Source organism: Marinococcus sp. LNHM3E3-2.2, assembly GCF_056034385.1.
The window spans coordinates 183,558-208,104 of record NZ_JBQLIC010000003.1; the positions used below are offsets into that span (position 1 = coordinate 183,558).

The following is a 24,547-nucleotide window of genomic DNA, read 5'->3' on the forward strand; positions in this document are numbered from 1 at the left end:
GGGTAATACAGCTGTATACCACAAATTGGCAGAAACTTAACCTGTCCAACCAGAAAAATCGTCCGGCCAACGAGCCGGACGATGGTAATTACGTATTCTGCTGTTCAGCGGCACGAAGCTCCTCTAGACTCAGGCCGAAGGTCATTTCAAGGTGGGGGTAGTCTTTAAAACCAAGCCAGTCCCCGCCCCAGCTAAAGCCGAGCTCCTTAGCGATCTCCACAGCTTCCGTCCAGTCTGCCTCTCCGTTACCGTTGTCATCGCGTTCCATATCCCAGGCAAGCTCTCCGTCCGGTGTACGCAAAGCAAAATCAACGGCAAGGCCGTAATTATGATATGATTCTCCGCCTCGGGCCTGCGTGACAATTTCTCCCTGTGAAGTCCGGCCCTGGGCATATAAAGCATCCTGCTCTTCCACCGAACGGTATTCGTCCGTTACGACAACTTCGATTCCCTGCTGTTCTGCACGCTGGATCCATTCATTTTTTCGCTCCTCCACAACAGGGTGAAGGCTGTTCTGTTCGACGACTTCGCTTGCTTCCACCTCGGGAAGAGAATTTTGCCTGCTGTTCCATCCGAGTACAACCAGAATAAGGAGTAAACCGGTAATCAGTAGCAAGACATGTCTTTTCACTCAGTTGATTTCCTTTCTTTTTCAACCTGCGTACAGGAAGTATAAACGAGTATTTGTGTCCTGGAACTGTCTGCCTTTAGCTGGGGGCGTCTTCGAGCGCCTGAGCAGCAAGCACAAATCCGCCGGTGATGCCCGCACCGTCCTGGAGCCCCGGAGTAACAATATATTGATCGATATTATGAGTAATCATTGGGTCCTGAACGTATCCCTGCAGAAGCTGCTGCGTCTGTTCCTGTACTTTTGTGAGCAGGGAAGGCTGTTTGCTCACGCCGCCGCCGATAATAATCCGCTCGGGGGTGAGAATCAGAATGTAATTCATCATTGCCTGAGCAAGATAATAAGCTTCAAGGTCCCATACTTCCGGGCGGGAGGTGAGTGCGCTGCCCTTTTCTCCCCAGCGCTGTTCCACGGCGGGCCCTGAAGCAAGTCCCTCAAGGCAGTCACTGTGGTAAGGGCACGTGCCGGTGAAATGGTCCTCAGGATGCCGGCGGACCATAATGTGCCCGGCTTCCGGATGGTTCAGGCCTTCAAGAATATTGTTGTTAATAACCGCACCAACACCGATGCCGGTGCCGACTGTCATATACAGACAGCTCGTCTTTCCAGCGCCGGCACCGTGCTTCCATTCACCGAGCGCCGCCGCATTAACATCGGTGGTGAAGCCTGCCGGCACAGCAAGGTGTTTTTGTACGTCTCCGAGAATGTTAAAGTTTTGCCATGCTGTTTTTGGCGTTGTGGTGATATAGCCGTATGTATCATTTTTTGTATTAATATCAATCGGACCAAAAGAACCAATACCAACAGCTTCGATAGAAAAAACACGGAAAAAATCGTACACCTGCTGCATAGTTTCATCAGGTGTCGTAGTCGGGATGGAAATGCGTTCTTTTATGTCACGGCCGTTTTCACTGACCGCACAGACAAATTTTGTTCCTCCTGCTTCAATGGCGCCGAGCATACAAACAACCTCCTGGTCTTTTGCTGAAATAGTAAACAGATCATTCAAAAATAAATGAAAATTTCATAGGTGATAAAATTCTGCACACTTTTTAATCGTACCTTTTTTTTCTGGTTTTGCAAATATGAAATATACTTGCCGGGCGGGAAAGGAGTAAGCTTGAATGAACAGTAATAGAGAAATAATAGCAAACGTTCAGGGCCAAAGCGGAGAATTGCAGCTGCAGCGCCGCGGCCGGCATTATGAAGTCATAAGTAACGGCACATTTTTGATGGCGACACACAACGGAGAGTCGGAGCGGCGGATGGTGCAAGGAGCGCTGAATCATGCTTATTCAGCAGAGTCGGTGCTGATTGGAGGCCTTGGTGTCGGTTTTTCACTCCACGAAGCGGTGCAGCATGCAGAAACGGTTCATGTAACCGTTGTGGAACTGGAGAAAAACATTATTGAGTGGAACCGCCTGTATTTTCTGGAATGGAACGGAGGGGCTCTTGAAAACAGTAAAGCACAAATCGTAGAGGAAGACCTTCAGGTGTTTCTGGAAAAAAGCACAAACAACCTTTGGGACGCTGTTTGCATGGATACAGATAACGGCCCTGACTGGCTTGTCCGGGAAGACAACCATCACATGTACGAGGCGGGAGGACTTCAAACGGTTTACGCCGCGCTCCGGCGCGGGGGAGTTGCTGCTTTTTGGAGTGCTTCTTATTCCAGGGCTTTTGAAAACAGTCTGAAACCCGTTTTTGATAATGTATGGATAGAGGAGGTGGATGCCGGACGCGGCGGGCCGGATGTTATTTTTTACGCCCGGAAAGCAGAATATATGCGTCCATCACATAATTTTTGAGATTTTTTTAGCCCTCTACAGTGATACAAAAGATACAGAGAAGGGTACGATATGAAAGTACTGTGTAAACAGTGGGAGATGAAGGGGCCAGGGAGGAAATGGAATGAAAAAGATATCAATTGTAATTCCTTCGTTTAATGAAGAGGACAACATTGTATCTGTATATGAATCACTGCAGAACCATTTAGGGCATCTGCCCTATGAAATAGAGGCACTTTATGTAGATGATGGAAGCTCGGACCGGACACTGACAAAGATGAGAGAGCTTGCCGGGATGCATGAAAATGTAAGCTACGTTTCTTTTACCCGTAATTTTGGAAAAGAAGCAGCACTGATTGCCGGACTGCATCATGCGGACGGGGACGCTGTAGTAATCATTGACGCTGACCTGCAGCATCCGTCCGAGGTGATTCTCGAACTGATTGAAGGATACGAAGAAGGCTATGATCAGGTGATTGCAAAACGGAACCGGGAAGGAGATTCCAAGTTCCGTTCCGGTATGGCATCGATGTATTATAAATTTATTAACAGAATGGTGGATGTGAAGCTTGAAGACGGCGTCGGTGATTTCCGCCTCTTAAGCCGGCGGGCGTTGGACGCCCTGCTATCCCTGAGTGAAGCCAACCGTTTTTCGAAGGGGCTTTTTTCATGGATCGGCTTTCCGTCCAAAACGGTTTACTACGAAAATGTTCAGCGTCAGGAGGGCGAAACCAAATGGTCGTTTTCGAGCCTGCTGAATTACGGCGTTGACGGCATGATTTCCTTTAATAACCGTCCGCTGCGTGTCTGTTTGTATACCGGCCTGGTCGTGATGCTGCTTGCGCTGGTTTATATCGGTATTACGTTTGTGCAGATTCTGAGGATGGGAATAGAAGTGCCGGGTTATTTTACGACTATTTCCGCTATACTGTTTTTAGGGGGCGTGCAGCTAATGAGCCTTGGCGTGCTCGGGGAGTATATCGGACGCATTTACTATGAAACGAAAAGGCGCCCGCACTATTTGGTGCAGGAATCTAATACGAAAAGGCGAGATGCATGAAACAGTTGAATAATGAGTTTACCAGATTTGTTTTAGTGGGCGGTATGAATACGTTAAACTATTACGCCGCCTACTTACTGCTTCACGTGGTGCTTTCGGTACCATATATGATCGCCCATATTACCGGGTTTTTTATCAGCTTTGTCATTTCTTTCTTTTTAAATACATACTTTACTTACAAAGTCAGGCCGACATGGAAGAAGTTTTTTCAATTTCCGCTGACCCAGATAGTAAACGTAGGGGCTTCATCCGTTTTTGCATATATATTTGTGGAATGGCTGAGTATTAACAGTACTATCGCCCCGTTGGGAGCGGTGATTTTTACTATACCAATCACTTTCATTGTCACGGGGAAAATACTAAAAAGATAGCGTGGGGAGAGAATGTTGAAGCACAAGCATATATGGGGGGTTATAGCAGCGGTGATTCTGGCAGTCATCGCGGCGCATGCATTTTTCTTATACCAATGGACCAACGATACGTACATGGCCGGGCCGAATGACGGCCTGAACCAGATGGGCCCGTTTAAGCAGCTGCTGTATGACCATTTCACGAGCGGTGAATTTTTTTATTCCTTTCAGCTTGGACTTGGCGGCAGTATGTTTACCCAGCTGGGTTACTATTATTCAACGAACCTGTTCTTTTATTTTCAGATGGCCGTGGTGTATATGCTGGAGCTGGTCGGGCTGATTCGTGAGCCGGACGCCGCTTTTTGGACGGAGGCCGTCATTTTTATCAGCATGGCCCGGATGACACTCGTTTCCTTTTTAGCATACGCCTGCTTTCGCTACATGAAGCTCGACCGTGTACCTGCCATGACAGGAGCCCTGTTGTATGCCACGTGTGTAATGTATTTCCGTCACACGGCATTTTGGGAATTTTTTGCGGATGCTTTTATCTGGCTCCCGCTGCTCGTATTTGGCGTGGAAAAAATTATTCGGGAGAAAAAACCGCTGCTGTTTATTTTTGCCCTCGCAGCTACCGTCTTTTCGAACTTCTACTTCTCCTATATCGTACTCATTTTTATCGGTATTTATATATTGGCCAGGTGGCTGATCAGACTTACACCTGGAGAAACAAAAATAGGTAAACAGATACTTTATTTCGGGGGCAGCTCTCTGCTTGGATTCGGCATCGGCCTGACCGGCTTTTTCGCCGGCATTTACGGCTACTTTAACAATTACCGGCCGGACTTTGAACAGGAGATCGTATTGTTTGATAATACAAGCAATATTCTGCTTGACAGCCGTTTTCTCATTGTGCCGACCATCTTTTTAGTGTTTGCAGTCTGGAAACAGCTGTATAAGGATCCGCGGTTTGTGCTGTTTACGGTTCTTTCGCTTGTATTTATCGTATTTCATTACAGTCCGCTGATAGGGAGCGTATTTAACGGTTTTTCCGCGCCGCGGAACCGGTTTGAGTATATCGCTGCGTTTTTACTTGCCGGGGCAGTGGCAGCAGGTATTCAGCATATCCGCAAGCTCGACTGGCGGGAGCTCTTGCCTTCGCTTATTTTTGCGACAGGCATGTACGTGTTGTTTTATTTATTGGATGCCGATTTTTCCATCGATCACTGGAGCGGATGGCTGACGCCTGGTATGATCATCATTTCCCTGGTGGCATTTATCGTAACAACAGTTACGGATGTACGCGGCAAAAGAATCATTACTGCCGTTTTTGCCATTATTACGAGCGTGGTGGTCGCGAACCAGTACCAGTACGAAAAACTGTTTGAACGCGGAAGCATGAGCGGCACGACGCAGGAATTTCTCATGAGTGAGGAGTACATGGACGCAGATCAAATCGAACTGCTGGATGAAGCCTCGCAGGAGGACCCGGACGCTCTGTCCCGAACTACATGGATCAAGGACCCACAGCGCACGAATACGCCGCTTTATTTGGATTTTTACGGGGCGGGGGCATACTCAAGTATTTTAAATGAAGAAATACTTATGTTTTATTACAATGACCTTCAGATCGATCTTGGCAGGGAGAGCATCAGCCGTTATTCGGACTTCGGGCGAAGGGCCAACATTTACAGCCTGCTGCGCGGGGAATACGCGATGTTTGAAAAGGACGGGGACGAAAATGTACCGTACGGGTTTACTCCGTTTGTAGGAAATGATGACTATATTATTTACCAGAATGAAAATGTGCTGCCGTTTGTGCGGACCACAGGACAGGTATACGCCTATGAAGACGCGGAAGAAGCAGCACCGCTTGAAAAAGAGCATGCCATGCTGAATGGCGTAATCCTCGAGGATCCGGACGAAGCGGCCGAATTTCCGAGGGAAGAGTCTGTCATTGCCAGTGAAAATGTTGAAGCTGTAAATGGCACCTACGAGAACGAAATGCTTAAGGTAAATGGGGAAGAGGGCGGACTCAATATTACAGTGCCGGAGAATGAAAACGTGGAGGATTACTACGTGGATTTTCTCCTCCGCCAGGAGCCCGGCTTTGGTTTTTTCCGGATGAACGTAAACGAATTTGAAACCTCCCGCAAGGCAAGAGATTCGCTGTACCGCACCGATGAAAATGATTTAACAATCCGCGTGGAAAATCCTGAGGACAACGTCATAGAGATCCGGATGCCTGAAGGAGAATATCATCTTGAAGACCTCGCCGTTTACGGAGAAACGTATGAACAATTAAATGAGGCCAACGCCCAAGCAGAGGAGAACGCCAGGGATGTAGACGTGAACGGTAATGAAGTTGACGCAGTTATTGAAAACGATACAGGAGATGCGTACGCTGTGATGCCAATTCCTTATGAAAAAGGTTGGAGAGCTAAAGTAAACGGAGAAGGCGTGCCAATTGAAAAAGCAAACGGGGCGTTTACTGCCGTTCCGCTTGAAGAAGGGGAAAACAACCTTTCTCTCACGTACTACCCGCCTTATTTCTGGTGGATGACCGCGGTATCGGTGGTCTCGCTTATATTAGCAGCATTATGGGGCATTAAAAAAAGAAGAAAATAATATTTCCCGGGAAATAAAAAAAGGCCGCGCGAACGGCCTTTTTTTATTATGAAAATTCTACTGCCGGCCCCGTTAAAATGCCACTGAACAGATTAATCAGCAGAAGCACCGTTAAAATAAAAAAGATAAGAAAGCTTATCCGGCTCTGGGCTTTAAAATGAGCCGCCAGGCCAACGCCCCATAGAGCGGTAATAACAAGGCCGGCATAAACGTATAACGAAATACCGCCGCTCACTACTATGGCTGTAACAATCAGAAGAATATCAGTGGTGATAACAAGTAATGCAGAAATGGCTAAAAGCATGCTGCTGAACATTTTCATTCTGGCGTCTTCCATATATAAGCTCCTTTACGAAGAATAAACTTCCTTCAATGTATCATAAACCCTGTTGGAGAGGAAAATAAGAAGCAGAAAAAATAGTACAGCTGAAGCCACTTATGTTTAAAGCAGCGACAAACCGTAGTATATTGGGTGGAATAAAACGAAAAGGAAGAGAGAGGGGAAGAGATGAAAGAGCCGCAGCTGATACGGATGAAATGGAGAGACGCCCTGTTTGCACATTGGGAAAAAGACCCCGGTGAAGTGGCCCGCACTCTGCCGGATCGTATGGACGTAGATACGTTTCGGGGGAAGGCGTATGTAGGGGTGGTTTCGTTTTCGATGCACGATATCCGCCCGTTTTTTCTGCCAGTCTGGACTGGCCTGAACTTCCCGGAATTAAACCTGCGTACGTATGTACGTGTAGACGGGGTGCCGGGCATTTACTTTTATAATTTAGATGCTGCCTCTCCGCTCGGTGTTTGGATAGCACGACGGAATTTTGCTATACCGTACTACCAGGCACGCTTTTCAATCCGCCGTCATCAAAGCTGGACGTACTGGAATCACCACCGGAGATCGGGAAACGTCCGCTTTCGTGCCAGGTACCGGGCGACAGGAGAACAGCTGCCGGCTGCAGCTGGCTCGCTCGAAAATTGGCTTGCTGAGAGGTACCGTTTTTACACGGCCAAAAACAGACAGGTATGGTACGGGGACGTCTTACACGAGCCGTGGGAGCTGTATCGCGGGGAGTATATGGAAGAAGAAAACGGACTGCTTACAGCCGGTGGGTTCGGGAAGTCAGACGGCCGTCCCGCTCATGTGATGGTCAGCCCCGGCGTGAGCGTGGGGGCTGCAAGACTGCGAAAAAAATAAGCCTCTGCTTCCGAATACGGAGCAGAGGCTTAAATACGTTCATGATTTTACGGCTGATCGACCGGGCGAACGACAATTTCATTGACGTCCACGTGAGCCGGCTGGGTAAGTGCATAGTATACTGCTTCTGCAATATCTTCTGAATTCAGCTGCTGCACGTTCAGTACTGAATCGAACTGTTCCATTACTTCTTTATCCGTAATAGTTTCAGTCAGCTCTGTATTAACCACGCCTGGAGAGATGGCAGTCGTACGAATGTTAGTTTGGGCTACTTCCTGTTCTAAGCCCATCATGATAGCCTTCACGGCAAACTTCGTACCACTGTAGACGGAACTGCCAGGGAAGATTTGGTGGGCAGCTACAGAGGATGTGGAAATAATGTGGCCGTCATTATTTTCAATCATGTGTGGAAGGATAGCATTGATGCCGTAAAGGACACCTTTAATGTTTACATCCACCATCTGGTCCCACTCATCCACTTTTTGGTTTTTCAATAAAGAAAGCGGCATTAGGCCGGCGTTGTTAAAGAGGCCGTATACTTTGCCAAAGTGATTTACTGCTTCACGTCCGAGCTCTTCCATCTGTTCACGGGAAGTAACATCAGTCTCTTTGACGATGATTTCGCCAGGCTGATCGGAAAGCTCTTCTTTAATTTCGTTTAAGCGTTCGAGACGGCGGGCGGCAAGTGCTACGTTAGCGCCGTTTTCGACGAGCTTTTTAGCAGTTGCTCTGCCGATGCCGCTGCTTGCTCCTGTAATAATAAACGTTTTACCTTGAAGTTCTGTCATGACGTGTATCGCTCCTTTTTTCTATAAGCTGTTTCTGCCATAACGTTAGTTACTTTAAAATGATAAGTGGCATCGGAATATATGATACCCGTTGTGTGTGGATTCAATCATCCAATTTTTTCTAAGAAGGCAAAAATATATTGTGAGACGTTCATGACAGGGAAATCCCGGGGGCTCTTCCGGACAATTTTTGGTTCTCTGTTCGAGCATTAAAAAACTCCCGGCTATCTGCCGGAAGCTTACGACTTCACATGTGGGGGTCTTTTCTTCGGAGTGAAAATAATCTGTACCAAAAGACAGAGGGAAGCGGCCATGATGACTCCAATTTCTATGTAATACCAGAACAGTTCACCGCTATTCAGCTGGAACATAGTGACTACACCGATCATCAGCAGGCCAATGCCGATACGGTTCATCCACCTCCAGCGCACAGCAAAAGCAGCGAACCATTGAATGAATGGAAGATTAAATACAAGCCACAGGACAATCGATGCCCCGATGCCGATCAGCCAGTACCCCTGCCCGATAAATAACTCAGCAGAAAAACGGGCAATGCTGATAATAGGTATATTCATGGCGGCACCTAAAATAATTCCGAGCAAAAATGTTAGAAAACGCCGCACGTCAATTCACCTCGAATGAGTTTCCCAGCCGAAAATGTACCAGGATATTACAAATAATATAACCGCTTATGATACGATGATACATAATCAAAGTAAAGAAAGGAAGGGTATTTCGATGGCTTCTATTGAAAATTTTCACGACCTGGATATCAGAGTAGGAAAGATTGTACAGATAAAAGAATTTCCAGAGGCGAAAAAGCCGGCGTATAAGGCATGGGTGGACTTTGGAGAAGAAGTGGGAGTGAAGCAGTCCAGTGCTCAAATTACAGATTTATATGAAATAAATGACCTGGAAGGGAAAAAAGTGATTGGTATTGTGAATCTTCCTCCAATGAAAATTGCTTCATTCACTTCAGAATGCTTAATTTTGGGCGTTTATACGGACGAAGGGGTGACTCTTCTGCAAACAGATCACGAAACGAAGACCGGAGAAAAAATCGGCTGAGAGGGTGAAGGTATGAAATACGTTATTACGGGAGCCACGGGACACCTCGGGGAAAAAGTAACGGAAGAACTGCTTGAACTTGTCCCAAAGGAACAGGTGACTCTGGGAGTGCGGAGTCCCGAAAAAGCAGGGGTGTTCAGAGAGCAGAATATTAACATAGAAAAAATGGATTACTATTCGTTTGACGAACAGGCGGCGGCTTTTCACAATGCGGATGTTGTGCTTTATATCCCGAGCATTACGCACCCATCCGAACAGCGGATCAAAGAATTTAAGACTTCTGTTGAAGCGGCGGAACAGGCTGGAGTAAAGCAGTTTGTGTTTATCGGATTCACGGCAGACCATTGGAACAACCCCTTCCATATGAGCCCATTTTTCGGCTATGCTGTGCGGCGTATTGCGATGAGCCGAATGGCCGGAACGATTATTCGCAATGGAGTGTATGCCGACCCGCTGATTTCTTACACGGAGGAACTGGTTCGGACCAAAAGGCTTCCTTATCCTGCAGGAAGAGGAGCTATTTCCTTTATTTCGAGAAGGGATCTGGCTAAGGCTATAGCTGCTGCAGCTGCAGCACCTGAAAGACACGAAGGTGTTTATACGCTGACCGGGATACAGGCGTATACGATGGAAGAGTTGTGTGAGCTGCTTTCTAACATTACAGGAGAACGCATTCGTTATGAACCAATGGAGGTTCAGGAATTTGCCCGGACATACGATGACGGCTCCGGCTTTGGAAGTGTGAACGCTTCTCTGTATGAAGCGGCTTCGATGGGATTAATGGGAGAGGTTACTTCGGATGTGGAGAGACTCACCGGAAAGCCTCCGGAAATGCTGCGGTCATACCTCGAGCGTCACTTATTATAGAAAAAGGACACGCTGCCTGCGTGTCCTTTGATCGTTGTACTACTCTTTGAGAAAACGGAGCAGCTCCTGGTTGAACTTTTCTTTTTCATCTACGAAAAGGCCATGGCCGCTGTTTTCGAAAGGAACGACCTTCAGGTCTTTGATTCCTTTCTGAAGCTCGCTGGAAAATTCATACGGGCAGATCTGGTCGTTTTTTCCGTGAAAGCTTTCGGCAGGGACCGTGATGGAAGAAAGATCCTCAAAGGAATCTTCATCCCGCAGGGCTTCTGCTGAATGGATCGTCGAATAACTGCCGGCTTCCATCCCCAGGCCGTGGAACCAGGTTTTAAATACATCAGAAACATCGTCACTGCCAAAGAACATACCTCCGAAATCCTCGAGCATTTTCGGCCGGTCGGTGTTCAGGTTATCAATAATGCCATCCACGTCTTTTTTCTCCATGCCGTACGGAAAGTTTTCCCGCTGCGTGAAGCTTGGAGCCGCCGGCGCAAGCAGAAGCAGTTTAGAAACTCCCTGCTGCTGATGCCGGGCCATGTAGCGAAGGGCTATCGGGCCTCCCATGGAAAAACCGGCCAGGACAAAGCTATCGAGCCCCATGGCGTCAATGACTCCCTTAACATCATCAGCCATCTGATTGTAATCATACCCGTTCCACGGCTTGTCGGACTGGCCGTATCCCCGGAGGTCGATGCCGATAAACCGGTATCCGTGCTTCGGCAGCTCATTGATCTGGTATTCGTACATTTTGTGATTGACCGGCCAGCCGTGTATAAAAACAACCGGCGTTCCTTCACCGATATCCTCCACATAGATATGCACATCTTCTTCTACAGCTACATAATGTCCCATTCTAAGCAAATCCTCCTTCACTGGCTAAATATACAAGATAAAATAAAATACCCTTTTTGCCTGCGTGGTAAACTTTGTGCGCTTTATTTGACAATGATAATCTTTTTCAATTAACCTGTTGCTAATGAGATAAAAGACACCGGTAAAAAAGAAGTAATTGGAAAAATGCAGCAGAAAGGGGGCAGGTCATGAGAGGAACAATCACTCATCATCAGATTATGGACCGCGATGTATATGTATACCTGCCTCCGGATTACCACCGGAATAAACAGAAGCGTTATCCTGTTATTTATGTTCAGGACGGGGCATATTTATTCCGGGAGTCGGGCAGTGTGTGGGAAGCTCTGATGGAAGCGGGATATATGCAGCCAGTAGTAATGGTCGGTGTGGAACCGAAAAGCCGTATTCATGAATACACACCGTGGCCTTCAAAGGCGCTCTCTCTGCACCATCCGGATTTTAAGGGTCTCGGTACAGAATACGCATACATACTGACTAATGGCATCCGTCCGTATATTAACGAAAAATACCGGGTGAGAACAGAGGCTTCACATACCGGGTTGATTGGAGCTTCACTTGGAGGGCTTGTGTCAATTTATATTGCCGATCTGTATCCCCACGTCTTCCACAAGGTTGGCCTGATTTCTGCTTCGCTCTGGTATGAAGGGATGGGGTCTTTTATTAAAGATAGACTCTCTCTTACCCTGCGCCATTACGTATATCTGTATGTGGGAGAGTGGGAAGGGAGCGGGCAGCCGCTTATTGAACCCTACATGGTGCCGAGAACGCAGATGATGTATGAACTTCTCCGAAAGCAGCTCGAAAATCAGGTGGCGCTCCATATAAAACCGAAGGCTATGCATGACAGAAAGTATTTCATTTCCCAGTTTCCTGCAGCCTGTACATGGTTGTTTCCGCCCCTGTATTAGCAGTATAGTAAGAGAAAAGGCACACATGGAGGAACTGGGAATGGAAGCAGAGTTTTTCTTTCGGTCCATACTAATGCCAGCGGTTGTTATTTTCTGTCTGATCTTTTATCTGACGCTTTTCTGGGTGCATCGACGAGGAAGGTTCAGCAGAAGTGAAAATAAAAATGCACGCCAGGCAAAAATTATTCGTAACGGATTTATACTGACAGGTTTTCTTGCTTTTATATGGTTTTTCTCGCTCTATATTTAATCACCTGCGCTGTGGCGGGTGATTTTTATGTTATGAAGGCGGGAGGGAGGGAATCAGAAGGAGTAAAAAAGGAGTGAAAAACGTTGGGAAAAAATATTGATCTTGTATTTGGCGGCTATGAGCTGCGTGTGACGAAAGTATATCAGCTGATTTATCATATCAATGACCTGTTGCTTGCCCTCGTTTTTTTAGTCGGCAGCTTTTTATTTTTCTCAGAGACGACCACATTTTACGGTACCTGGCTGTTTGTGATCGGGAGCCTTCAGATGTTTATTCGTCCGGTCATAGCTCTAGCTCACCAGGTTCATGTAACCAGAGTGAGAAAACAGAGAAAAGAGTATGCCGGAAAGCAGGGTGCACGGGCTGTCCGTGTTCGGAAGGGGAGTCGTTCCTATAAGCTGTAGCCGAACCCGGCGCCTGAAACTGACTTATGTTAAAATATGGCTGTAGAAACGGAGAACGGAGGGGAAAGATGAAAAAGACGGCTGTAGCAGCGGGCGCTATAGTCCTCCTTGGAGGGCTCAGTGCCTGCAATAACCGCGAGAGTGCGGAGGACAAAATGCAGGAATTTACAGACGCATGGAACAACCAAAATTTCGAAGAAATGTACGGGTATTTAAGCTCAGAGGCTCGCGAGCAGATTGACGAGGAAACGTTTATTAACCGGCACGAAACAATTTACGAGGATACAAATGCTGAAGAACTGAATATTCAGAACGGCGAGGCCGGTGAAGACGCTGAGGGGGAAGAAGAAACAACGCTCCCTTTCTCCGTAAGCATGACGACGAGTGCAGGCGATGTTGCCTTTGAAAAGGAAGCTTCCTGGGTGCTTGAAGAAACAGAGGACGACGGAGAGGAATGGCAGCTGGACTGGTCTCCTTCGTACATATTTGAAGAACTGGGATGGGAAGAAACGGTAAATGTAGAACGGACGGAGCCGGAACGCGGAGAAATTCTGGCGGAAGGCGGTGATCCGCTTGCAACGAATGTGGAAACGACCAGAGTAAGTCTGGTGCCTGGCAGTATGGGAGAAGAGCAGGATGATACCATTTCCACTATTGCAGAAGAACTGGATATGCCGGAAGAGGATATTACCGGGGCGCTCGAGCAGGACTGGGTTTCAGACGAGAGCTCGGTGCCGGTAAAGACCCTCTCTCCTGATGATGAAGAAGCAGCGTCAGCAGTGGAGGATCTTCCAGGGGTCCAGCTTTCTGAAGTCGGAAACCAGCGGTATTATCCGGAACAGGAGGCCGCTGCTCATTTAACAGGCTATACTGGAAATATCTCAGGAGAAGAGCTTGAAGAACGGGGCGGCACGTATACACAGTCGTCCGAAATTGGCAAGGCCGGGCTTGAATATGTGTATGAAGACCGGCTGCGCGGTGAGCCGGGCATGCTGATCTCTACTTCGGAGGACGACGTGATTGCAGAGGAAGAAGCGGTCGCCGGGGAAGATGTGGAGACGACCATCGATACGTCGCTGCAGGAGCGTGCCTACGAGCAGATAGAGGAGGATGTGGGAGCTACGGCAGCACTAAATCCGCGGAACGGCGATACGCTGGCACTGGTCAGTGCCCCTTCCTACAACCCAAACAATTACATTTACGGCTGGCCGGAAGATGAGCTGAATGATTTCAATGACAGCGAGAACCGTCCGCGTGCTGCTAAATTCAACAGCACGTACGCTCCTGGTTCAACGGTGAAGCCTATTACCGCTTCGATTGGTCTGAGTAATGAAGCCATTACCCCGGATGAAGAAATGACAATCGAAGGCCTTGAATGGCAGCCTGACAGCTCCTGGGGCGGCTATTCAGTGACCCGGGTGGACGATGCATTGAGTGAGGTGAACCTGCGCGAGGCGTTAATTACGTCGGATAATATTTATTTTGCGCGCACAGCGCTGAATACTGGAGCAGAAGATTTCACCACTGGTTTGGAAGGGTTCGGTTTTAATCAGGAGATTCCATATGATTTTCCAATAGGGGAGTCGACGATTGCTTCGGACGGTCTCGATTCTGAAGTGCTGCTTGCTGACACCGGCTACGGCCAGGGGCAGATGCAGATGTCTCCGGTTCATCTGGCTTCGGCATTTACAGCCTTTACGAACGAGGGAGACATGCTTGCCCCGCAGCTGCTCGCTTCTTCTGAGCGGGAAGTCTGGGAGGAAAACGTTGTACCTGAAAGCGGCATTTCAACGATTCAGGAAGGGCTTGAAGGCGTCGTGGAGGATGATCGTGGCTCTGCGTATGAGCCTGTGAATGAAAATATTTCGATTTCAGGCAAAACCGGCACGGCGGAGCTGAAGCAGGCCGGTGAAGAGGAAGGTACGGAAAACGGCTGGTTTGTGGCGTACGATAATGAAGAGGAGGACTTATTAATTACTTCGATGATTCAAAACGTTGAGGACCGTGGCGGCAGTGAATATGTGGTAGAGCAGACCAAGCCGCTGTTTGAAGAATAATCGGTTCACCGAATTGTCATGGATATGCAAAGAAAAAATTTAGTTGTTTTCTCATATATCAGACGAATTACGGGTATTGGATAAAAAGGATTTCTTTGTACGTCAGACGAGGGGAGTGAAAGAATGACAGGACTGTTTATTGATCCGTTTTTATGGATCACCATTGGTTTGATTTTGATTGTAATAACATTTTTGTTTTTCTGGTTCCGGCGCAGCCATGACCCGATAGGAAGAAAAATTCTGGCTGCGGTATTTATGATCTACCTGGCAACGATTGTTCGTTTTACATTGATTCCGGCACCTTATGAAGGAACGCTCGGCCCCGGCCTTCAGCTGGGGGAATATTATCAGTTTCTACCATTCTATACGATTGTAGAGTCGTTTCAGGAAGGCACATGGTTAGGGGTAATAGGAGGGCAGATTTTGCTGTACCTGCTGCTGCCAATCTTTTTTGGCATACTGATCAGTGATGACATTCACTTTATCTGGGCTTTTGCCATTGGTACGCTTTTATCCTTTTCCATACAGCTGATGGAGTTTGGCATTAACTTAATTATCGGTTACCCGACGAGAGTGGCTGATATTGATTCGATCATCTTGAATACGATCGGTGCGATGATAGGCTACGCCATATTTAAGTATTACCGGCGTATGCGAAGAAAGCAGAACAAACCGATACTCCCACCTGCCATTGCTCCGAGGGACCGCTCGGCGACGGCTAAAAAACTGTAAATGAAAAGCCGCCGTTCTTCTTTTGGGAGACGGCGGCTTCTTCTTTATATCAGCGTTCATTTCTGCTGCATGCAAGTGTCCATTGGACCAACGGCAACTGCAAAGGAAGACGCAGCCAGTATAAAAGCGGATAGGCTCTGCCGTTTGGACGCAGAGGAATCTTGTTGACAGCCATATACACATTAGCCGGAAAAATAAGTATAAAAAAGATGGCTGCTGGTCTGCCGGCGTATTTACTCCATTTCCGCACTGTAAAAGCTGTGCCTAAAACTAGTTCTGCTGCTCCGGATCCATATACTACGGCCCTTCTCCAGGGGGCTTTTGGCGGCAGAATACGTTCGAATTTTTCCGGTGAGGTAAAATGCAGAATGCCGGCAGGAAGAAGAATTGCTGCAAGAAGCCATCGTTTCATGATAAGTATCCTTTCTGTATTAAAATAAAATGAGATAGATGCACCCTGCACAAAGAAGAGCGAGGACGAGAAAAACGAGGCGGCGGACAATGTTCTGCCAGAGAGGGGATAGGGAGTTTGTCCATTCGTATACCCTTTTTTCGAATGCATGGAAGACGAACATGATGCCGGAGGTGTCTTCTTCTACCTGCTGCCTGGTAAAGGTTAAGGTACGGATGTCTTCTTTCAAACCGATCATCAGAGCAACGAACAGCAGCAGCAGAAAAGGAAAAACTAAAATAAACTGAAAAACAATAAACATAGCGACCACGCCCCCTGATTTTTGTTTTCCCTGTTCATAAAAATATCAATCCTGAGTGTAAGATTATGGTATACTGGTGCAGAAATGATGGCGATGGAGTTCGCCGAAACCGCTCTGAAAAGGGCTGATGACTCCTGTCTGTCCACGGGATACGTGCGCAGACAGGATTTTTTGCGTTAATAAGGGGGAAAAGAGATGAGACTGTACGTATGGATGGCCGTTGGCGGGGCTGTTGGCAGCCTGTTGCGTTACCTTGTAGACCGGTTATTTGCAGCGGCTCCCGGTGTATTTCCGTGGGGAACAATGGCTGCAAACATTACCGGCTGCTTTTTACTTGGATGGTTTACCTCAAGAATTATACAGCGGAAAGCATGGCCGTCTATGTGGGAGGCTGTAGTAGGTACGGGGGTTATTGGTGCTTTTACCACCTTTTCGACGTTCAGTGTGGAAACCATTCAGTTAATCGAAAACGATGCGTTGCTTGCAGCAGGAATTTACGTTTTGGTCAGTGCCGCAGGCGGACTTGTAACTGCAGGTATTGGTTACCGCGCAGGAAGGAGGAAAAGCTGATGACATGGCTGCTTGTCGCTCTTGGAGGAGCTTTTGGAGCTGCTGCCCGCGCCGCTCTAGTTTCATGGTCCAAAGAAAACGGGTGGCACCGGGTAGTCCCATTTGGCACGATGTTTGTGAACGTATCGGGGTCGTTTGTTCTCGGCCTGATCGTTGCCCGTGAAGCGGGGATTACAGAAACAGCGGGCATTGGCATCGGTTTTTTAGGCGCCTTTACGACGTTTTCCACCTTTAATATGGAAATCATTCAAAAAATAGAAGCGGGCGAAGGAATAAATGCTTTATTGTACGGAGTTGGGAGCTATGCGCTGGGGATTTTGGCGGCGGTGGCCGGGTACTTCTTAGGGTGAAAAAAGCCGTTTCCCGGGCAGGAAACGGCTTTTTATTCATTCCGGGGAACCTTCCCCGTCTGTCTGAACATGAAAACGGATCAATCGGGTAATGAAAAGCCCAGCGAGTGCAAGCAGTGCACCGAAATAAAAAACACTCGAAAGGGAGAGCTGTTCGGCGACAGAGCCTGCGACAACCGGACCGAGCAGAATTCCGGCAGCGTAAAACGACTGGTAGAATCCCATCGCGCTCGCTTTCAGCGGACCGGGGCTCACCTGGACAACCATTCCCAAAAGCAGAGGAAGCACAATTCCAAGGGCGAGTCCAAGCACTGCTTGGTTCATGCTAAGCTCCCATAAAGACGCGGTCGACGGCATCCACACAAGCGCTGCTGCCCCTGTGAGAAAGGAGCCATAAAGGAGCGGCTTGTGCATACGGACCGACACGGTGTAAAAAGATAAAAACAGAGAAGCTAAAAGGTGTGGAACAAAAAAGGCGATAAAAATAATAACCAGCGTCCGCTCGGTAGCGCCTATCGAAGAAGCATACAGCGGGGTGAAGCCGAAAATGGTCATGAAAATAATAGAATGACCGATAAAGCTCGCGCACGTAATCCAGCGCAGGTCATGCAGACGAAGAGTACGGCTGATTAAAGAACGAATTTTCAACGGCCCGGTTTTGCTTTGTACCGGAATTTCTTTTGTGAACAGCGTAAATCCAATGCCGATAAGAGAAAAAACTGCAGCAATCCAGAACAGCGCTGTAAACCCGAATAAATCAGCCAGGTAGCCGCTGAACATCATGCTGATAAACTGGGTGAAAACCGTTAAAAGCTGCAGGATGCCCATCGCTCTCGAAGATTGGTCAGGAGAAAAGTAACGGGAATACATAATTGTCGCCATTACCCACATCGAGGCGGTCACCCCGGCAAGCAGCCGGGCGGTAAAAACTGCTGCAAAAGAATCAGATAAGACGAGCAGCACGCCGCTGACGAATCCGCTGACAAATCCAACAATCAGCAGTTTTTTCAACAGCCCCTTTAGAGCATCAGAAAGAATGCCGAGTGGATAGCGCAATAGCACCTGCGTTGCCCCGTAGGCACCGAGAATAATACCGATAGCGGTGTAGGTGAAATTGCTGTTTTCCAAATACAGGCTAAATACCGGTACGTATACATAGGTCGCGAACCAGAAACAAAAAACCGCAGTTAAAAACAGCGCGTGATCACGCTTTGTAATGGTCATAGCTATCATCCTTATGTAAAAAATCAATCATTTGCGTAAAAAACAGCTGCTTCCATCATAAACCAATTCCATCTGAAAGATAAGCGCTTACCTTTAATTTCAATAAACAAGCACAAAGGGAACAAGCTTTTTTTGTCGAACCTTTTAATGCCAGGGTCTGTCTTCGAAAAAGATTATTTGGGAATTTGTGGTATAAAATGGATGTTATATTGTTTATCATGGAAGAGAAGTTTTCATACCCCGGAGGAGGTCGTATATGCTTGAAGTAAATCATTTATCGAAGCGGTTTTTAGAAAAGCAGGCTGTTGATGAGCTTTCTTTTTCCATTCAGCCCGGAGAAAGTCTCGGTTTGATTGGTCAGAACGGAGCTGGAAAAACGACTACTTTCCGTATGCTGCTCGGTCTGATGGAGCGTACAGACGGAACAATGGAATGGAATGGCAAAAAAGTCCATCATCTGCCGCTTGAGCAGGTCGGCTACCTGCCGGAAGAGCGGGGGTTGTTTGCGGAAGAACAGGTGGAGCAGCAGCTGCAGTTTCTGGCTGGCCTGAAAAACATGAATAAGAAGGAAGCAAAGACTTCGATGGCATACTGGCTCGAAGTGTTTGAGCTTGAAAAGGAAAAGAAACAGAAATTAAACACGCTCTCGAAGGGCAATCAGCAAAAAATTCAACTGATCGCTGCACTCGTCCACCGCCCAGATTTTCTTATCCTTGATGAACCGTTCAGCGGGCTCGATCCGGTGAATACAGATATCTTAAAGGAAGCCATTCAGAACCTGCGCCGGGACGGAGTAACTATCATTTTTTCGAGTCATCGCATGGAGCACGTGGAAGAGATCTGCGACAAGCTCGTTATGCTTAAAAAAGGCAGAGATGTTTTGAGCGGACGCCTCGGGGAAATCAAGGAACGCATGGATCATAACCGGATTGTCGCTGAAGCTTCCTGCCCGCCGGAAGAGGTCAGGATGTGGGAAGGGGTCCGAGAGGTGCGTGCCGCCGGGGAAAAAATGCACATCTATACGGACACAAAAGCAAGATCCCAGGATATTCTACAGCAGCTTTTTACATATGGAGACGTACGCATCTTCCGGATGGAGCCCCCGTCGCTCGAAGAGATTTTCAAAGAGAAAATAGGTGAAAGCGATGCGTAATACGTGGAGAATCTTTGCTCATACATTCCGGGTACGGGCAGGGGCAAAATCATTTATTGTATCAACGGCGGTTATGCTCTTTGTTGTGCTTATTGCCCTGAGTCTGCCCAGAATTATCGACTTTTTTGGAGACGGGGAAGCTGATATCAGCAGCCTGGCTGTCGTCAATGACAGTGACTCTCTTCAGGTTCCGGGGGAAGCGGCTGGTATAGAGCTTCTGCCTTATGAACAGGAAGCACAGGCAGAAAATGCATGGGAAAACGGGGAAACAGACGGCTACCTGATCTTTGAAAACAGCGGAAACAGATATAATGGAAATTTGTATACCGATGAAGAGACGGGAGAAACGACTGACGCCCTTTCCGCTGGCATCCAGCAGGCGCATGTCTCTCAATACGCACATGAACTCGGTATTACAGGGGAAGAGGTCCAAAATATTACCTCGCCTGTGCAAATTGCAGAAAGTACAGATGGGGCCGGAGGAAGCGGGGAACCCTCCTCCGAAGAAGGGTTCAATCTTCTTTCCTACGCAGTCGTTTTTGTGATTTACATTTATTCGTTGATGTGCGGAATTATGATTGCGATGCAGATTGCCAAGGATAAAGAGCAGCGCGTGATGGAAATTCTTATTTCGAGTGCGTCGCCGGTTCAGCATTTGTTCGGCCGGGCATTCGGAGTATCAGCCATCTGGCTTTTCCAAATGGCCCTCGTGGCGGTAACAGCCGTAATTTATGTGAACGCGGCCGGGCTCGATGATATCACTTCGCTTATCAGCTCGGCTGGCGGAGCCGCTGTTTCCACATGGATATATGCCGCCGTGTTCCTGCTTCTTGGCATCGTCCTTTACGGAACGCTGTACGCAATGGTCGGGTCGATGGAAGCCAAAACGGAAGAAGTCCAGAACTTCAGTCAGCCGCTGACATTCCTGCTCGTAGGGGCGTTTGTTCTGTCAAACTTCGGACTCGCTGCTCCGGGGAATATTTTCGTGACTGCGAGTTCCTTCATTCCTTTTTTCACTCCGTTTACAATGTTTGTGAGAACGAATGCGTTAGACGTTCCGTGGTGGCAGATGGGCCTGAGCATCGGCCTCACTCTTGCTCTGGTGGCAGCGGCGGCCTGGTTCAGCGTTCGTCTTTACCGTGGAAGTGTCCTCGTTTACAGCGGCGATTCATTTAGCAGAAGGGTCAGGCAGGCACGGGAACTTGCCCGCAGAAAGTGATACACTAAAGGTGCAGCATCTATTCATCTTATGCATACTGGAAAAGGAGACGATCGTACTATGGGATTGTTTGATGCACTGATGGGAAACGCCTCTGAAGCGGATTCAAAAAAGGTGGAGGAAGAACTTCGGGAATGGTTAACGGCAGGCGAACAGGTAGAAAGTGCTTTTAAACTGTATCGGGATTTAATGGTATTTACAAACAAACGTCTGATTATGATCGACAAGCAGGGAGTCACCGGGAAAAAGGTGGAATACCACACGATTCCTTACCGGAGCATCACCCACTACAGCGTAGAAACTGCCGGCACGTTTGATTTGGACAGTGAATTAAAAATATGGGTGGGCAGCACTGCAGAGCCCGTAGCCAAGACCTTTCGAAACGATGATAATATTTTCGATGTCCAGCGTGCACTGAGTAAGTACGTGCTGTAGAAAAGTTCCAGGGAGTGGATAAAGCTCTCTGGAACTTTTATTTTAAATATAATTGTGAAGAGTTATTCTAATCTTTCTTATTCTGAAAATGAGAATAAAAAACTTGAATTGAGAAGAAAAATGTAAGCGCTTCGATTATGGTGAATACAAGAAATAAAGTTTAAATTGAATCGGGATATAAATAGGGGGGCAACAAAATGAAAAAGTGGTGGATGAGTTCAATTGTGTTAAGTACAGTGCTGGTGGCAGGAGGTTGTGGCTTAAGCAGTGAAGAAAGCAATGGTGACAACGGTAATAGTGGAAGTGAGGGAAATGAAAATGAGAATTCTTCCAGTGAAGATGCAGAATATGTAATTGAATTTGCACACGTGGTTAGTCCATCTACGGCGAAGGGCGAGGCTGCTGAGCATTTCGGCGAATTGCTTGAAGAAGAAACTGATGGACGGATGGCAGTAGAAATTCATCCAGATTCCCAGCTCGGAAGCGACCGGGAAATAATTGAGCAGATGCAATCAGGTACTTTACAGATGAACGCACCATTCACAGGAGTTTTGCCTTCCTTTGCTCCAGAATTTCAAGTATTTGATTTACCGTACTTATTTTCAGATAGGGATGATGCGAAAGCTCAAGTGAACGGAGAGTTAGCAGACAAACTAAACGAATCTCTGAAGGAAGCAGATTTAAGGGCTCTTGGATACTGGGATGGTGGATTCAAACACTTCACGAATTCAAGGCGTCCAATTGAAAGTTTGGATGATATGGACGGGCTGTCTATGAGGGTTTCTCAGAGTCCCCTCTTAGAATCGCAGTTTGAAGCCTGGGGAGCCGGTGGTACTTCGGTAGACTTTTCTGAATTATACCCAGCTTTACAGCAGGGCACAGTGGATGGACAGGAAAATCCGTTATCAAATATCGTTTCGCAAAAATTTTATGAAGTGCAGGATTACATGACTTATAGTTCGCATGGTTACATGAGTTATCCACTTGTAATCAGCGAGCAATATTTTCAGGAATTACCTGAAGATTTACAGAAGACAGTAGAAGAAGTAGCTCAAGAAACTACCGAATGGCAGTGGGAACAGTCAGAAAAGCTGGAGGAAGAATATAGCCAAACGCTGGAAGAAGCAAACATTGAAATTTCAGAATTAACAGAATCAGAAAAAGAAGAATTCATTGAAGCCAGCGAAGGCGTTTATGATGAATACGTAGAAACCGTAGAAGGCGGCGAAGAAATATTGGATGCTGTCGAAGAATAATAAAAAGTGAAGGAGAGATCTGTCTCTCCTTCATAATCGTATTGAAGTCATGTGTGAGGGTGGGCGATTCATGAATAAAATTAACAAGGCTCTTAACCATTTAGAAGAATATTTTGGTTTCTTCTCACTTTTAATAGCAACTGCTCTTATTTTTATTCAAGTAGTAATGCGTTATGTGTTTAATTATTCAATTATGTGGTCGGAGGAAATGGCCAGGTATTTAATCATTTGGTTTATTTTTGTGGGAAGCAGCATGGCTGTTCGTGAAAGAGCGCATGCTAAAGTAGATGTATTGACTTCTTATGTCCCTTTCCGTGCTAAAAAAATTTTAGAAATCGCAGCTTCACTAATGGCTATAGTTTTTTGTGTATTAATTTTAATTTCAGGTGTGCAAACAATACAAAATGTAATACAATTTTCGAATTACACTCCGGCACTGCAGATTCCCATGTACATTCCTTACTTAGCAATCCCGGTCGGAGCTTCTTTGATGATTATTAGATTCTCTCAAAACATATGGTGGGATGGCAAGCGCTTGCATAAGGGATGGACAAATGTCGAACAGAGGCAGGAGGACGCGAAATGATCGGGATTATTCTCTTTGTAGTTCTTCTGCTTCTCAGCACGCCGATTGCAGCTGCGCTGGGTTTAACAAGCATTTATGCCATTATTGATTCTGGGGGATCCCTTGATAATGTGGCCCGTAATATGTTTGCTGGTCTAGATTCATTTACTCTAATGGCGATTCCTTTCTTTATCTTTGCCGGCGATTTAATGCTCTCTGGAGGAACCTCGAAACGGCTCATCAATATGGCCAGAAAGATTGTAGGTTGGACCACTGGGGGACTGCCTATTGCGGGCGTGATTTCTTCGATGTTTTTTGCTGCTCTTTCCGGCTCCAGTCCAGCTACGGTGGCTGCGGTAGGCGGGATTATGATTCCTTCTCTAAAAGAAGCAAATTATTCTACTAAATTTGCAGTTGGATTGATTTGTGCAGCAGGCTCACTTGGTATTATCATACCTCCAAGTATTACGCTTCTTGTATATGGAGTGATAGCAGAAGTATCGATTAGTGAATTATTTATTGCTGGGGTTATACCCGGGATATTCATTGGATTTGTGTTAATTATTGTAAGCTTTATCATAGCTAAATATCAAGGTCATGTGCCAGATGCTCGTGCTCCATTTAAAGAAGTGGCAAAAGCTTCGATAGATGCTTTCTGGGGACTAATCATGCCTATCATTGTACTCGGGGGCATATACTTTGGAGTTTTCACCCCCACCGAAGCAGCTGCAGTGGCAATTGTATACAGTATGGCTATAGGATTTTTTGTATACAGAGAACTTAATATCCGCGTTTTGTTTCAGGTTACAAGACGTTCGGTTATTACTGCTTCAATGGTAATGCTGGTAATAGCAAGCGCCCAAGTTTTCAGCTGGTATCTGACAATAGAACAAATTCCTAACCAAATTGCAAGCCAAGCACTTAATTTTGCTTCAAATCCTATCATGCTTATGTTAATTATTATTGCTGTGTTGTTAATTGTAGGTATGTTTATGGACCCAAGTGCAGCTGTGCTTATAATGGCTCCACTTTTCCTTCCGATAGTAATGGAATTGGGAGTAGACCCCGTTCACTTTGGTATCATAATGATCGTTAATTTGGCGATCGGCATGCTTACGCCACCTTTTGGGTTAAATTTATTCGTGGCAGCTGGAGTAGGAAAAACGCCGCTTACTACTGTTATAAATGGAACTTTTCCTTTTATTATAGTAATGATAATAGCGTTGCTTGTAATTACCTTCACGCCAGGAATGTCGACATATTTACCTTCACTTATATACGATTGAGTATAAAGTCTAAAATAAAAGTAATCTTTACACCCTGGCTGCTAGATTGACTATAGCAGTGAGGGTGTATTTTTATGCTTAAAATTGAGCGCTATTTAAACGATAAAACTTTGTGAATTCTTTCTAAAATAATTAAAATCGGATTTTATAAAATTTTAATACAAGTAAGTTTTTTGTTTTGAAAATG

Annotated in this window: 28 protein-coding genes and 1 riboswitch; of the genes, 19 read left to right on the forward strand and 9 right to left on the reverse strand. The window is 46.6% G+C overall.

Translation table 11 applies throughout. The features are described 5' to 3' along the window. Positions 1–88 precede the first annotated feature (88 nt). Both ACTRXF_RS05870 and ACTRXF_RS05875 read right to left on the reverse strand, forming a co-directional pair. Positions 89–631 carry a M15 family metallopeptidase gene (locus ACTRXF_RS05870; RefSeq protein WP_474261009.1) on the reverse strand — a complete coding sequence of 181 codons (543 nt, stop codon included), beginning with the start codon at positions 629–631 and terminating at the stop codon, positions 89–91. Between the two features lie 76 nt (positions 632–707). Then, complete coding sequence (locus tag ACTRXF_RS05875) at positions 708–1,589, reverse strand: ROK family protein (RefSeq protein WP_474261010.1); 882 nt, start codon at positions 1,587–1,589, stop codon at positions 708–710. Between the two features lie 163 nt (positions 1,590–1,752). Between ACTRXF_RS05875 and ACTRXF_RS05880 the strand changes: the two genes are divergently transcribed. The 4 genes from ACTRXF_RS05880 to ACTRXF_RS05895 all read left to right on the forward strand — a co-directional run bounded on the left by ACTRXF_RS05880 (position 1,753) and on the right by ACTRXF_RS05895 (position 6,450). Next, positions 1,753–2,436 (forward strand): spermidine synthase, encoded by a 684-nt coding sequence (locus tag ACTRXF_RS05880; protein ID WP_474261011.1) that lies wholly within the window; start codon positions 1,753–1,755, stop codon positions 2,434–2,436. Positions 2,437–2,539: 103 nt separating this feature from the next. Beyond that, positions 2,540–3,475, forward strand: coding sequence for a glycosyltransferase family 2 protein (locus ACTRXF_RS05885; RefSeq protein WP_474261012.1), 936 nt, complete (start codon positions 2,540–2,542; stop codon positions 3,473–3,475). Next, complete coding sequence (locus ACTRXF_RS05890; protein ID WP_474261013.1) at positions 3,472–3,846, forward strand: GtrA family protein; 375 nt, start codon at positions 3,472–3,474, stop codon at positions 3,844–3,846. Before ACTRXF_RS05885 ends, ACTRXF_RS05890 begins: the two co-directional genes overlap by 4 nt. Positions 3,847–3,861: 15 nt before the next feature. Then, complete coding sequence (locus tag ACTRXF_RS05895) at positions 3,862–6,450, forward strand: YfhO family protein (protein WP_474278268.1); 2,589 nt, start codon at positions 3,862–3,864, stop codon at positions 6,448–6,450. 46 nt (positions 6,451–6,496) lie between these two features. On the opposite strand, the gene ACTRXF_RS05900 is transcribed toward ACTRXF_RS05895, so the two are convergent. Further along, complete coding sequence (locus ACTRXF_RS05900; protein ID WP_474261015.1) at positions 6,497–6,787, reverse strand: hypothetical protein; 291 nt, start codon at positions 6,785–6,787, stop codon at positions 6,497–6,499. 171 nt (positions 6,788–6,958) lie between these two features. On the opposite strand from ACTRXF_RS05900, the gene ACTRXF_RS05905 reads away from it, so the two are divergent. Next, positions 6,959–7,645, forward strand: coding sequence for a YqjF family protein (locus tag ACTRXF_RS05905; protein WP_474261016.1), 687 nt, complete (start codon positions 6,959–6,961; stop codon positions 7,643–7,645). Positions 7,646–7,692: 47 nt separating this feature from the next. On the opposite strand, the gene ACTRXF_RS05910 is transcribed toward ACTRXF_RS05905, so the two are convergent. Next, entirely contained in the window at positions 7,693–8,433 is a 741-nt protein-coding gene (locus tag ACTRXF_RS05910) for an SDR family oxidoreductase (RefSeq protein WP_022793291.1), read from the reverse strand. A gap of 239 nt (positions 8,434–8,672) precedes the next feature. Further along, positions 8,673–9,056: a hypothetical protein gene (locus ACTRXF_RS05915; protein ID WP_091613831.1), complete on the reverse strand. Its 384-nt coding sequence runs from the start codon at positions 9,054–9,056 to the stop codon at positions 8,673–8,675. Positions 9,057–9,171: 115 nt separating this feature from the next. Here ACTRXF_RS05915 and ACTRXF_RS05920 point away from each other — a divergent pair, with 115 nt between their 5' ends. Together ACTRXF_RS05920 and ACTRXF_RS05925 are read left to right on the forward strand one after the other, a co-directional pair. Further along, positions 9,172–9,501 carry a tRNA-binding protein gene (locus tag ACTRXF_RS05920; protein ID WP_474261017.1) on the forward strand — a complete coding sequence of 110 codons (330 nt, stop codon included), beginning with the start codon at positions 9,172–9,174 and terminating at the stop codon, positions 9,499–9,501. Between the two features lie 12 nt (positions 9,502–9,513). Continuing rightward, positions 9,514–10,368: an NmrA family NAD(P)-binding protein gene (locus tag ACTRXF_RS05925; protein ID WP_474261018.1), complete on the forward strand. Its 855-nt coding sequence runs from the start codon at positions 9,514–9,516 to the stop codon at positions 10,366–10,368. 39 nt (positions 10,369–10,407) lie between these two features. Here the strand turns inward: ACTRXF_RS05925 and ACTRXF_RS05930 are convergent, their stop codons facing one another. Further along, entirely contained in the window at positions 10,408–11,217 is an 810-nt protein-coding gene (locus ACTRXF_RS05930) for an alpha/beta fold hydrolase (protein WP_474261019.1), read from the reverse strand. 188 nt (positions 11,218–11,405) lie between these two features. On the opposite strand from ACTRXF_RS05930, the gene ACTRXF_RS05935 reads away from it, so the two are divergent. The 4 genes from ACTRXF_RS05935 (at position 11,406) to ACTRXF_RS05950 (ending at position 15,589) form a co-directional block, all read left to right on the forward strand. Further along, on the forward strand, positions 11,406–12,146 hold the full coding sequence (locus ACTRXF_RS05935) for an alpha/beta hydrolase (RefSeq protein ID WP_474261020.1): 741 nt from the start codon (positions 11,406–11,408) through the stop codon (positions 12,144–12,146). Positions 12,147–12,479: 333 nt separating this feature from the next. Beyond that, positions 12,480–12,800 (forward strand): YrhK family protein, encoded by a 321-nt coding sequence (locus ACTRXF_RS05940; protein WP_474261021.1) that lies wholly within the window; start codon positions 12,480–12,482, stop codon positions 12,798–12,800. Positions 12,801–12,868: 68 nt separating this feature from the next. After that, a complete protein-coding gene (locus ACTRXF_RS05945; RefSeq protein ID WP_474261022.1) occupies positions 12,869–14,857 on the forward strand; it encodes a penicillin-binding transpeptidase domain-containing protein in 1,989 nt (662 codons plus the stop codon). Positions 14,858–14,980: 123 nt separating this feature from the next. Next, complete coding sequence (locus ACTRXF_RS05950; RefSeq protein WP_474261023.1) at positions 14,981–15,589, forward strand: VanZ family protein; 609 nt, start codon at positions 14,981–14,983, stop codon at positions 15,587–15,589. 49 nt (positions 15,590–15,638) lie between these two features. Here the strand turns inward: ACTRXF_RS05950 and ACTRXF_RS05955 are convergent, their stop codons facing one another. Together ACTRXF_RS05955 and ACTRXF_RS05960 are read right to left on the reverse strand one after the other, a co-directional pair. Next, a complete protein-coding gene (locus ACTRXF_RS05955; protein ID WP_474261025.1) occupies positions 15,639–16,001 on the reverse strand; it encodes a DoxX family protein in 363 nt (120 codons plus the stop codon). A 19-nt stretch (positions 16,002–16,020) separates the two neighbouring features. After that, positions 16,021–16,302 (reverse strand): hypothetical protein, encoded by a 282-nt coding sequence (locus ACTRXF_RS05960; RefSeq protein WP_474261026.1) that lies wholly within the window; start codon positions 16,300–16,302, stop codon positions 16,021–16,023. An 80-nt stretch (positions 16,303–16,382) separates the two neighbouring features. Next, positions 16,383–16,446: riboswitch (Fluoride riboswitch) on the forward strand. A 51-nt stretch (positions 16,447–16,497) separates the two neighbouring features. Between ACTRXF_RS05960 and crcB the strand changes: the two genes are divergently transcribed. Both crcB and ACTRXF_RS05970 read left to right on the forward strand, forming a co-directional pair. Further along, positions 16,498–16,872 (forward strand): fluoride efflux transporter CrcB, encoded by a 375-nt coding sequence (crcB, locus tag ACTRXF_RS05965; protein ID WP_474261027.1) that lies wholly within the window; start codon positions 16,498–16,500, stop codon positions 16,870–16,872. After that, entirely contained in the window at positions 16,872–17,222 is a 351-nt protein-coding gene (locus ACTRXF_RS05970; protein WP_474261028.1) for a fluoride efflux transporter FluC, read from the forward strand. Before crcB ends, ACTRXF_RS05970 begins: the two co-directional genes overlap by 1 nt. Before the next feature lie 36 nt (positions 17,223–17,258). Here the strand turns inward: ACTRXF_RS05970 and ACTRXF_RS05975 are convergent, their stop codons facing one another. After that, positions 17,259–18,446, reverse strand: a complete 1,188-nt coding sequence (locus tag ACTRXF_RS05975; RefSeq protein ID WP_474261029.1) for an MFS transporter — start codon at positions 18,444–18,446, stop codon at positions 17,259–17,261. Positions 18,447–18,702: 256 nt separating this feature from the next. Between ACTRXF_RS05975 and ACTRXF_RS05980 the strand changes: the two genes are divergently transcribed. The 6 genes from ACTRXF_RS05980 to ACTRXF_RS06005 all read left to right on the forward strand — a co-directional run bounded on the left by ACTRXF_RS05980 (position 18,703) and on the right by ACTRXF_RS06005 (position 24,360). Further along, entirely contained in the window at positions 18,703–19,599 is an 897-nt protein-coding gene (locus ACTRXF_RS05980; protein WP_474278270.1) for an ABC transporter ATP-binding protein, read from the forward strand. Then, positions 19,592–20,818, forward strand: coding sequence for an ABC transporter permease (locus ACTRXF_RS05985; protein WP_474261143.1), 1,227 nt, complete (start codon positions 19,592–19,594; stop codon positions 20,816–20,818). The genes ACTRXF_RS05980 and ACTRXF_RS05985 overlap by 8 nt, the downstream gene beginning before the upstream one ends. Before the next feature lie 60 nt (positions 20,819–20,878). Beyond that, entirely contained in the window at positions 20,879–21,253 is a 375-nt protein-coding gene (locus tag ACTRXF_RS05990) for a PH domain-containing protein (RefSeq protein ID WP_474261031.1), read from the forward strand. A gap of 197 nt (positions 21,254–21,450) precedes the next feature. Then, a complete protein-coding gene (locus ACTRXF_RS05995) occupies positions 21,451–22,509 on the forward strand; it encodes a TRAP transporter substrate-binding protein (RefSeq protein WP_474261032.1) in 1,059 nt (352 codons plus the stop codon). A 70-nt stretch (positions 22,510–22,579) separates the two neighbouring features. After that, positions 22,580–23,095, forward strand: coding sequence for a TRAP transporter small permease (locus tag ACTRXF_RS06000; protein WP_474261033.1), 516 nt, complete (start codon positions 22,580–22,582; stop codon positions 23,093–23,095). Continuing rightward, positions 23,092–24,360, forward strand: coding sequence for a TRAP transporter large permease (locus ACTRXF_RS06005; protein ID WP_474261034.1), 1,269 nt, complete (start codon positions 23,092–23,094; stop codon positions 24,358–24,360). The genes ACTRXF_RS06000 and ACTRXF_RS06005 overlap by 4 nt, the downstream gene beginning before the upstream one ends. Positions 24,361–24,547: the final 187 nt, after the last annotated feature.

What these genes read in the sequence shown, in the direction of transcription:
- ACTRXF_RS05975 (WP_474261029.1), bottom strand. Translation starts at nt 18,446, where the DNA reads ATGACCATTACAAAGCGTGATCACGCGCTGTTTTTAACTGCGGTTTTT.
- ACTRXF_RS05925 (WP_474261018.1), top strand. Translation starts at nt 9,514, where the DNA reads ATGAAATACGTTATTACGGGAGCCACGGGACACCTCGGGGAAAAAGTA.
- ACTRXF_RS05880 (WP_474261011.1), top strand. Translation starts at nt 1,753, where the DNA reads ATGAACAGTAATAGAGAAATAATAGCAAACGTTCAGGGCCAAAGCGGA.
- ACTRXF_RS05970 (WP_474261028.1), top strand. Translation starts at nt 16,872, where the DNA reads ATGACATGGCTGCTTGTCGCTCTTGGAGGAGCTTTTGGAGCTGCTGCC.
- ACTRXF_RS05955 (WP_474261025.1), bottom strand. Translation starts at nt 16,001, where the DNA reads ATGAAACGATGGCTTCTTGCAGCAATTCTTCTTCCTGCCGGCATTCTG.
- ACTRXF_RS05990 (WP_474261031.1), top strand. Translation starts at nt 20,879, where the DNA reads ATGGGATTGTTTGATGCACTGATGGGAAACGCCTCTGAAGCGGATTCA.
- ACTRXF_RS05890 (WP_474261013.1), top strand. Translation starts at nt 3,472, where the DNA reads ATGAAACAGTTGAATAATGAGTTTACCAGATTTGTTTTAGTGGGCGGT.
- crcB (WP_474261027.1), top strand. Translation starts at nt 16,498, where the DNA reads ATGAGACTGTACGTATGGATGGCCGTTGGCGGGGCTGTTGGCAGCCTG.
- ACTRXF_RS05900 (WP_474261015.1), bottom strand. Translation starts at nt 6,787, where the DNA reads ATGGAAGACGCCAGAATGAAAATGTTCAGCAGCATGCTTTTAGCCATT.
- ACTRXF_RS05995 (WP_474261032.1), top strand. Translation starts at nt 21,451, where the DNA reads ATGAAAAAGTGGTGGATGAGTTCAATTGTGTTAAGTACAGTGCTGGTG.
- ACTRXF_RS06000 (WP_474261033.1), top strand. Translation starts at nt 22,580, where the DNA reads ATGAATAAAATTAACAAGGCTCTTAACCATTTAGAAGAATATTTTGGT.
- ACTRXF_RS05875 (WP_474261010.1), bottom strand. Translation starts at nt 1,589, where the DNA reads ATGCTCGGCGCCATTGAAGCAGGAGGAACAAAATTTGTCTGTGCGGTC.
- ACTRXF_RS05930 (WP_474261019.1), bottom strand. Translation starts at nt 11,217, where the DNA reads ATGGGACATTATGTAGCTGTAGAAGAAGATGTGCATATCTATGTGGAG.
- ACTRXF_RS05960 (WP_474261026.1), bottom strand. Translation starts at nt 16,302, where the DNA reads ATGTTTATTGTTTTTCAGTTTATTTTAGTTTTTCCTTTTCTGCTGCTG.
- ACTRXF_RS05945 (WP_474261022.1), top strand. Translation starts at nt 12,869, where the DNA reads ATGAAAAAGACGGCTGTAGCAGCGGGCGCTATAGTCCTCCTTGGAGGG.
- ACTRXF_RS06005 (WP_474261034.1), top strand. Translation starts at nt 23,092, where the DNA reads ATGATCGGGATTATTCTCTTTGTAGTTCTTCTGCTTCTCAGCACGCCG.
- ACTRXF_RS05910 (WP_022793291.1), bottom strand. Translation starts at nt 8,433, where the DNA reads ATGACAGAACTTCAAGGTAAAACGTTTATTATTACAGGAGCAAGCAGC.
- ACTRXF_RS05905 (WP_474261016.1), top strand. Translation starts at nt 6,959, where the DNA reads ATGAAAGAGCCGCAGCTGATACGGATGAAATGGAGAGACGCCCTGTTT.
- ACTRXF_RS05985 (WP_474261143.1), top strand. Translation starts at nt 19,592, where the DNA reads ATGCGTAATACGTGGAGAATCTTTGCTCATACATTCCGGGTACGGGCA.
- ACTRXF_RS05980 (WP_474278270.1), top strand. Translation starts at nt 18,703, where the DNA reads ATGCTTGAAGTAAATCATTTATCGAAGCGGTTTTTAGAAAAGCAGGCT.
- ACTRXF_RS05920 (WP_474261017.1), top strand. Translation starts at nt 9,172, where the DNA reads ATGGCTTCTATTGAAAATTTTCACGACCTGGATATCAGAGTAGGAAAG.
- ACTRXF_RS05935 (WP_474261020.1), top strand. Translation starts at nt 11,406, where the DNA reads ATGAGAGGAACAATCACTCATCATCAGATTATGGACCGCGATGTATAT.
- ACTRXF_RS05885 (WP_474261012.1), top strand. Translation starts at nt 2,540, where the DNA reads ATGAAAAAGATATCAATTGTAATTCCTTCGTTTAATGAAGAGGACAAC.
- ACTRXF_RS05950 (WP_474261023.1), top strand. Translation starts at nt 14,981, where the DNA reads ATGACAGGACTGTTTATTGATCCGTTTTTATGGATCACCATTGGTTTG.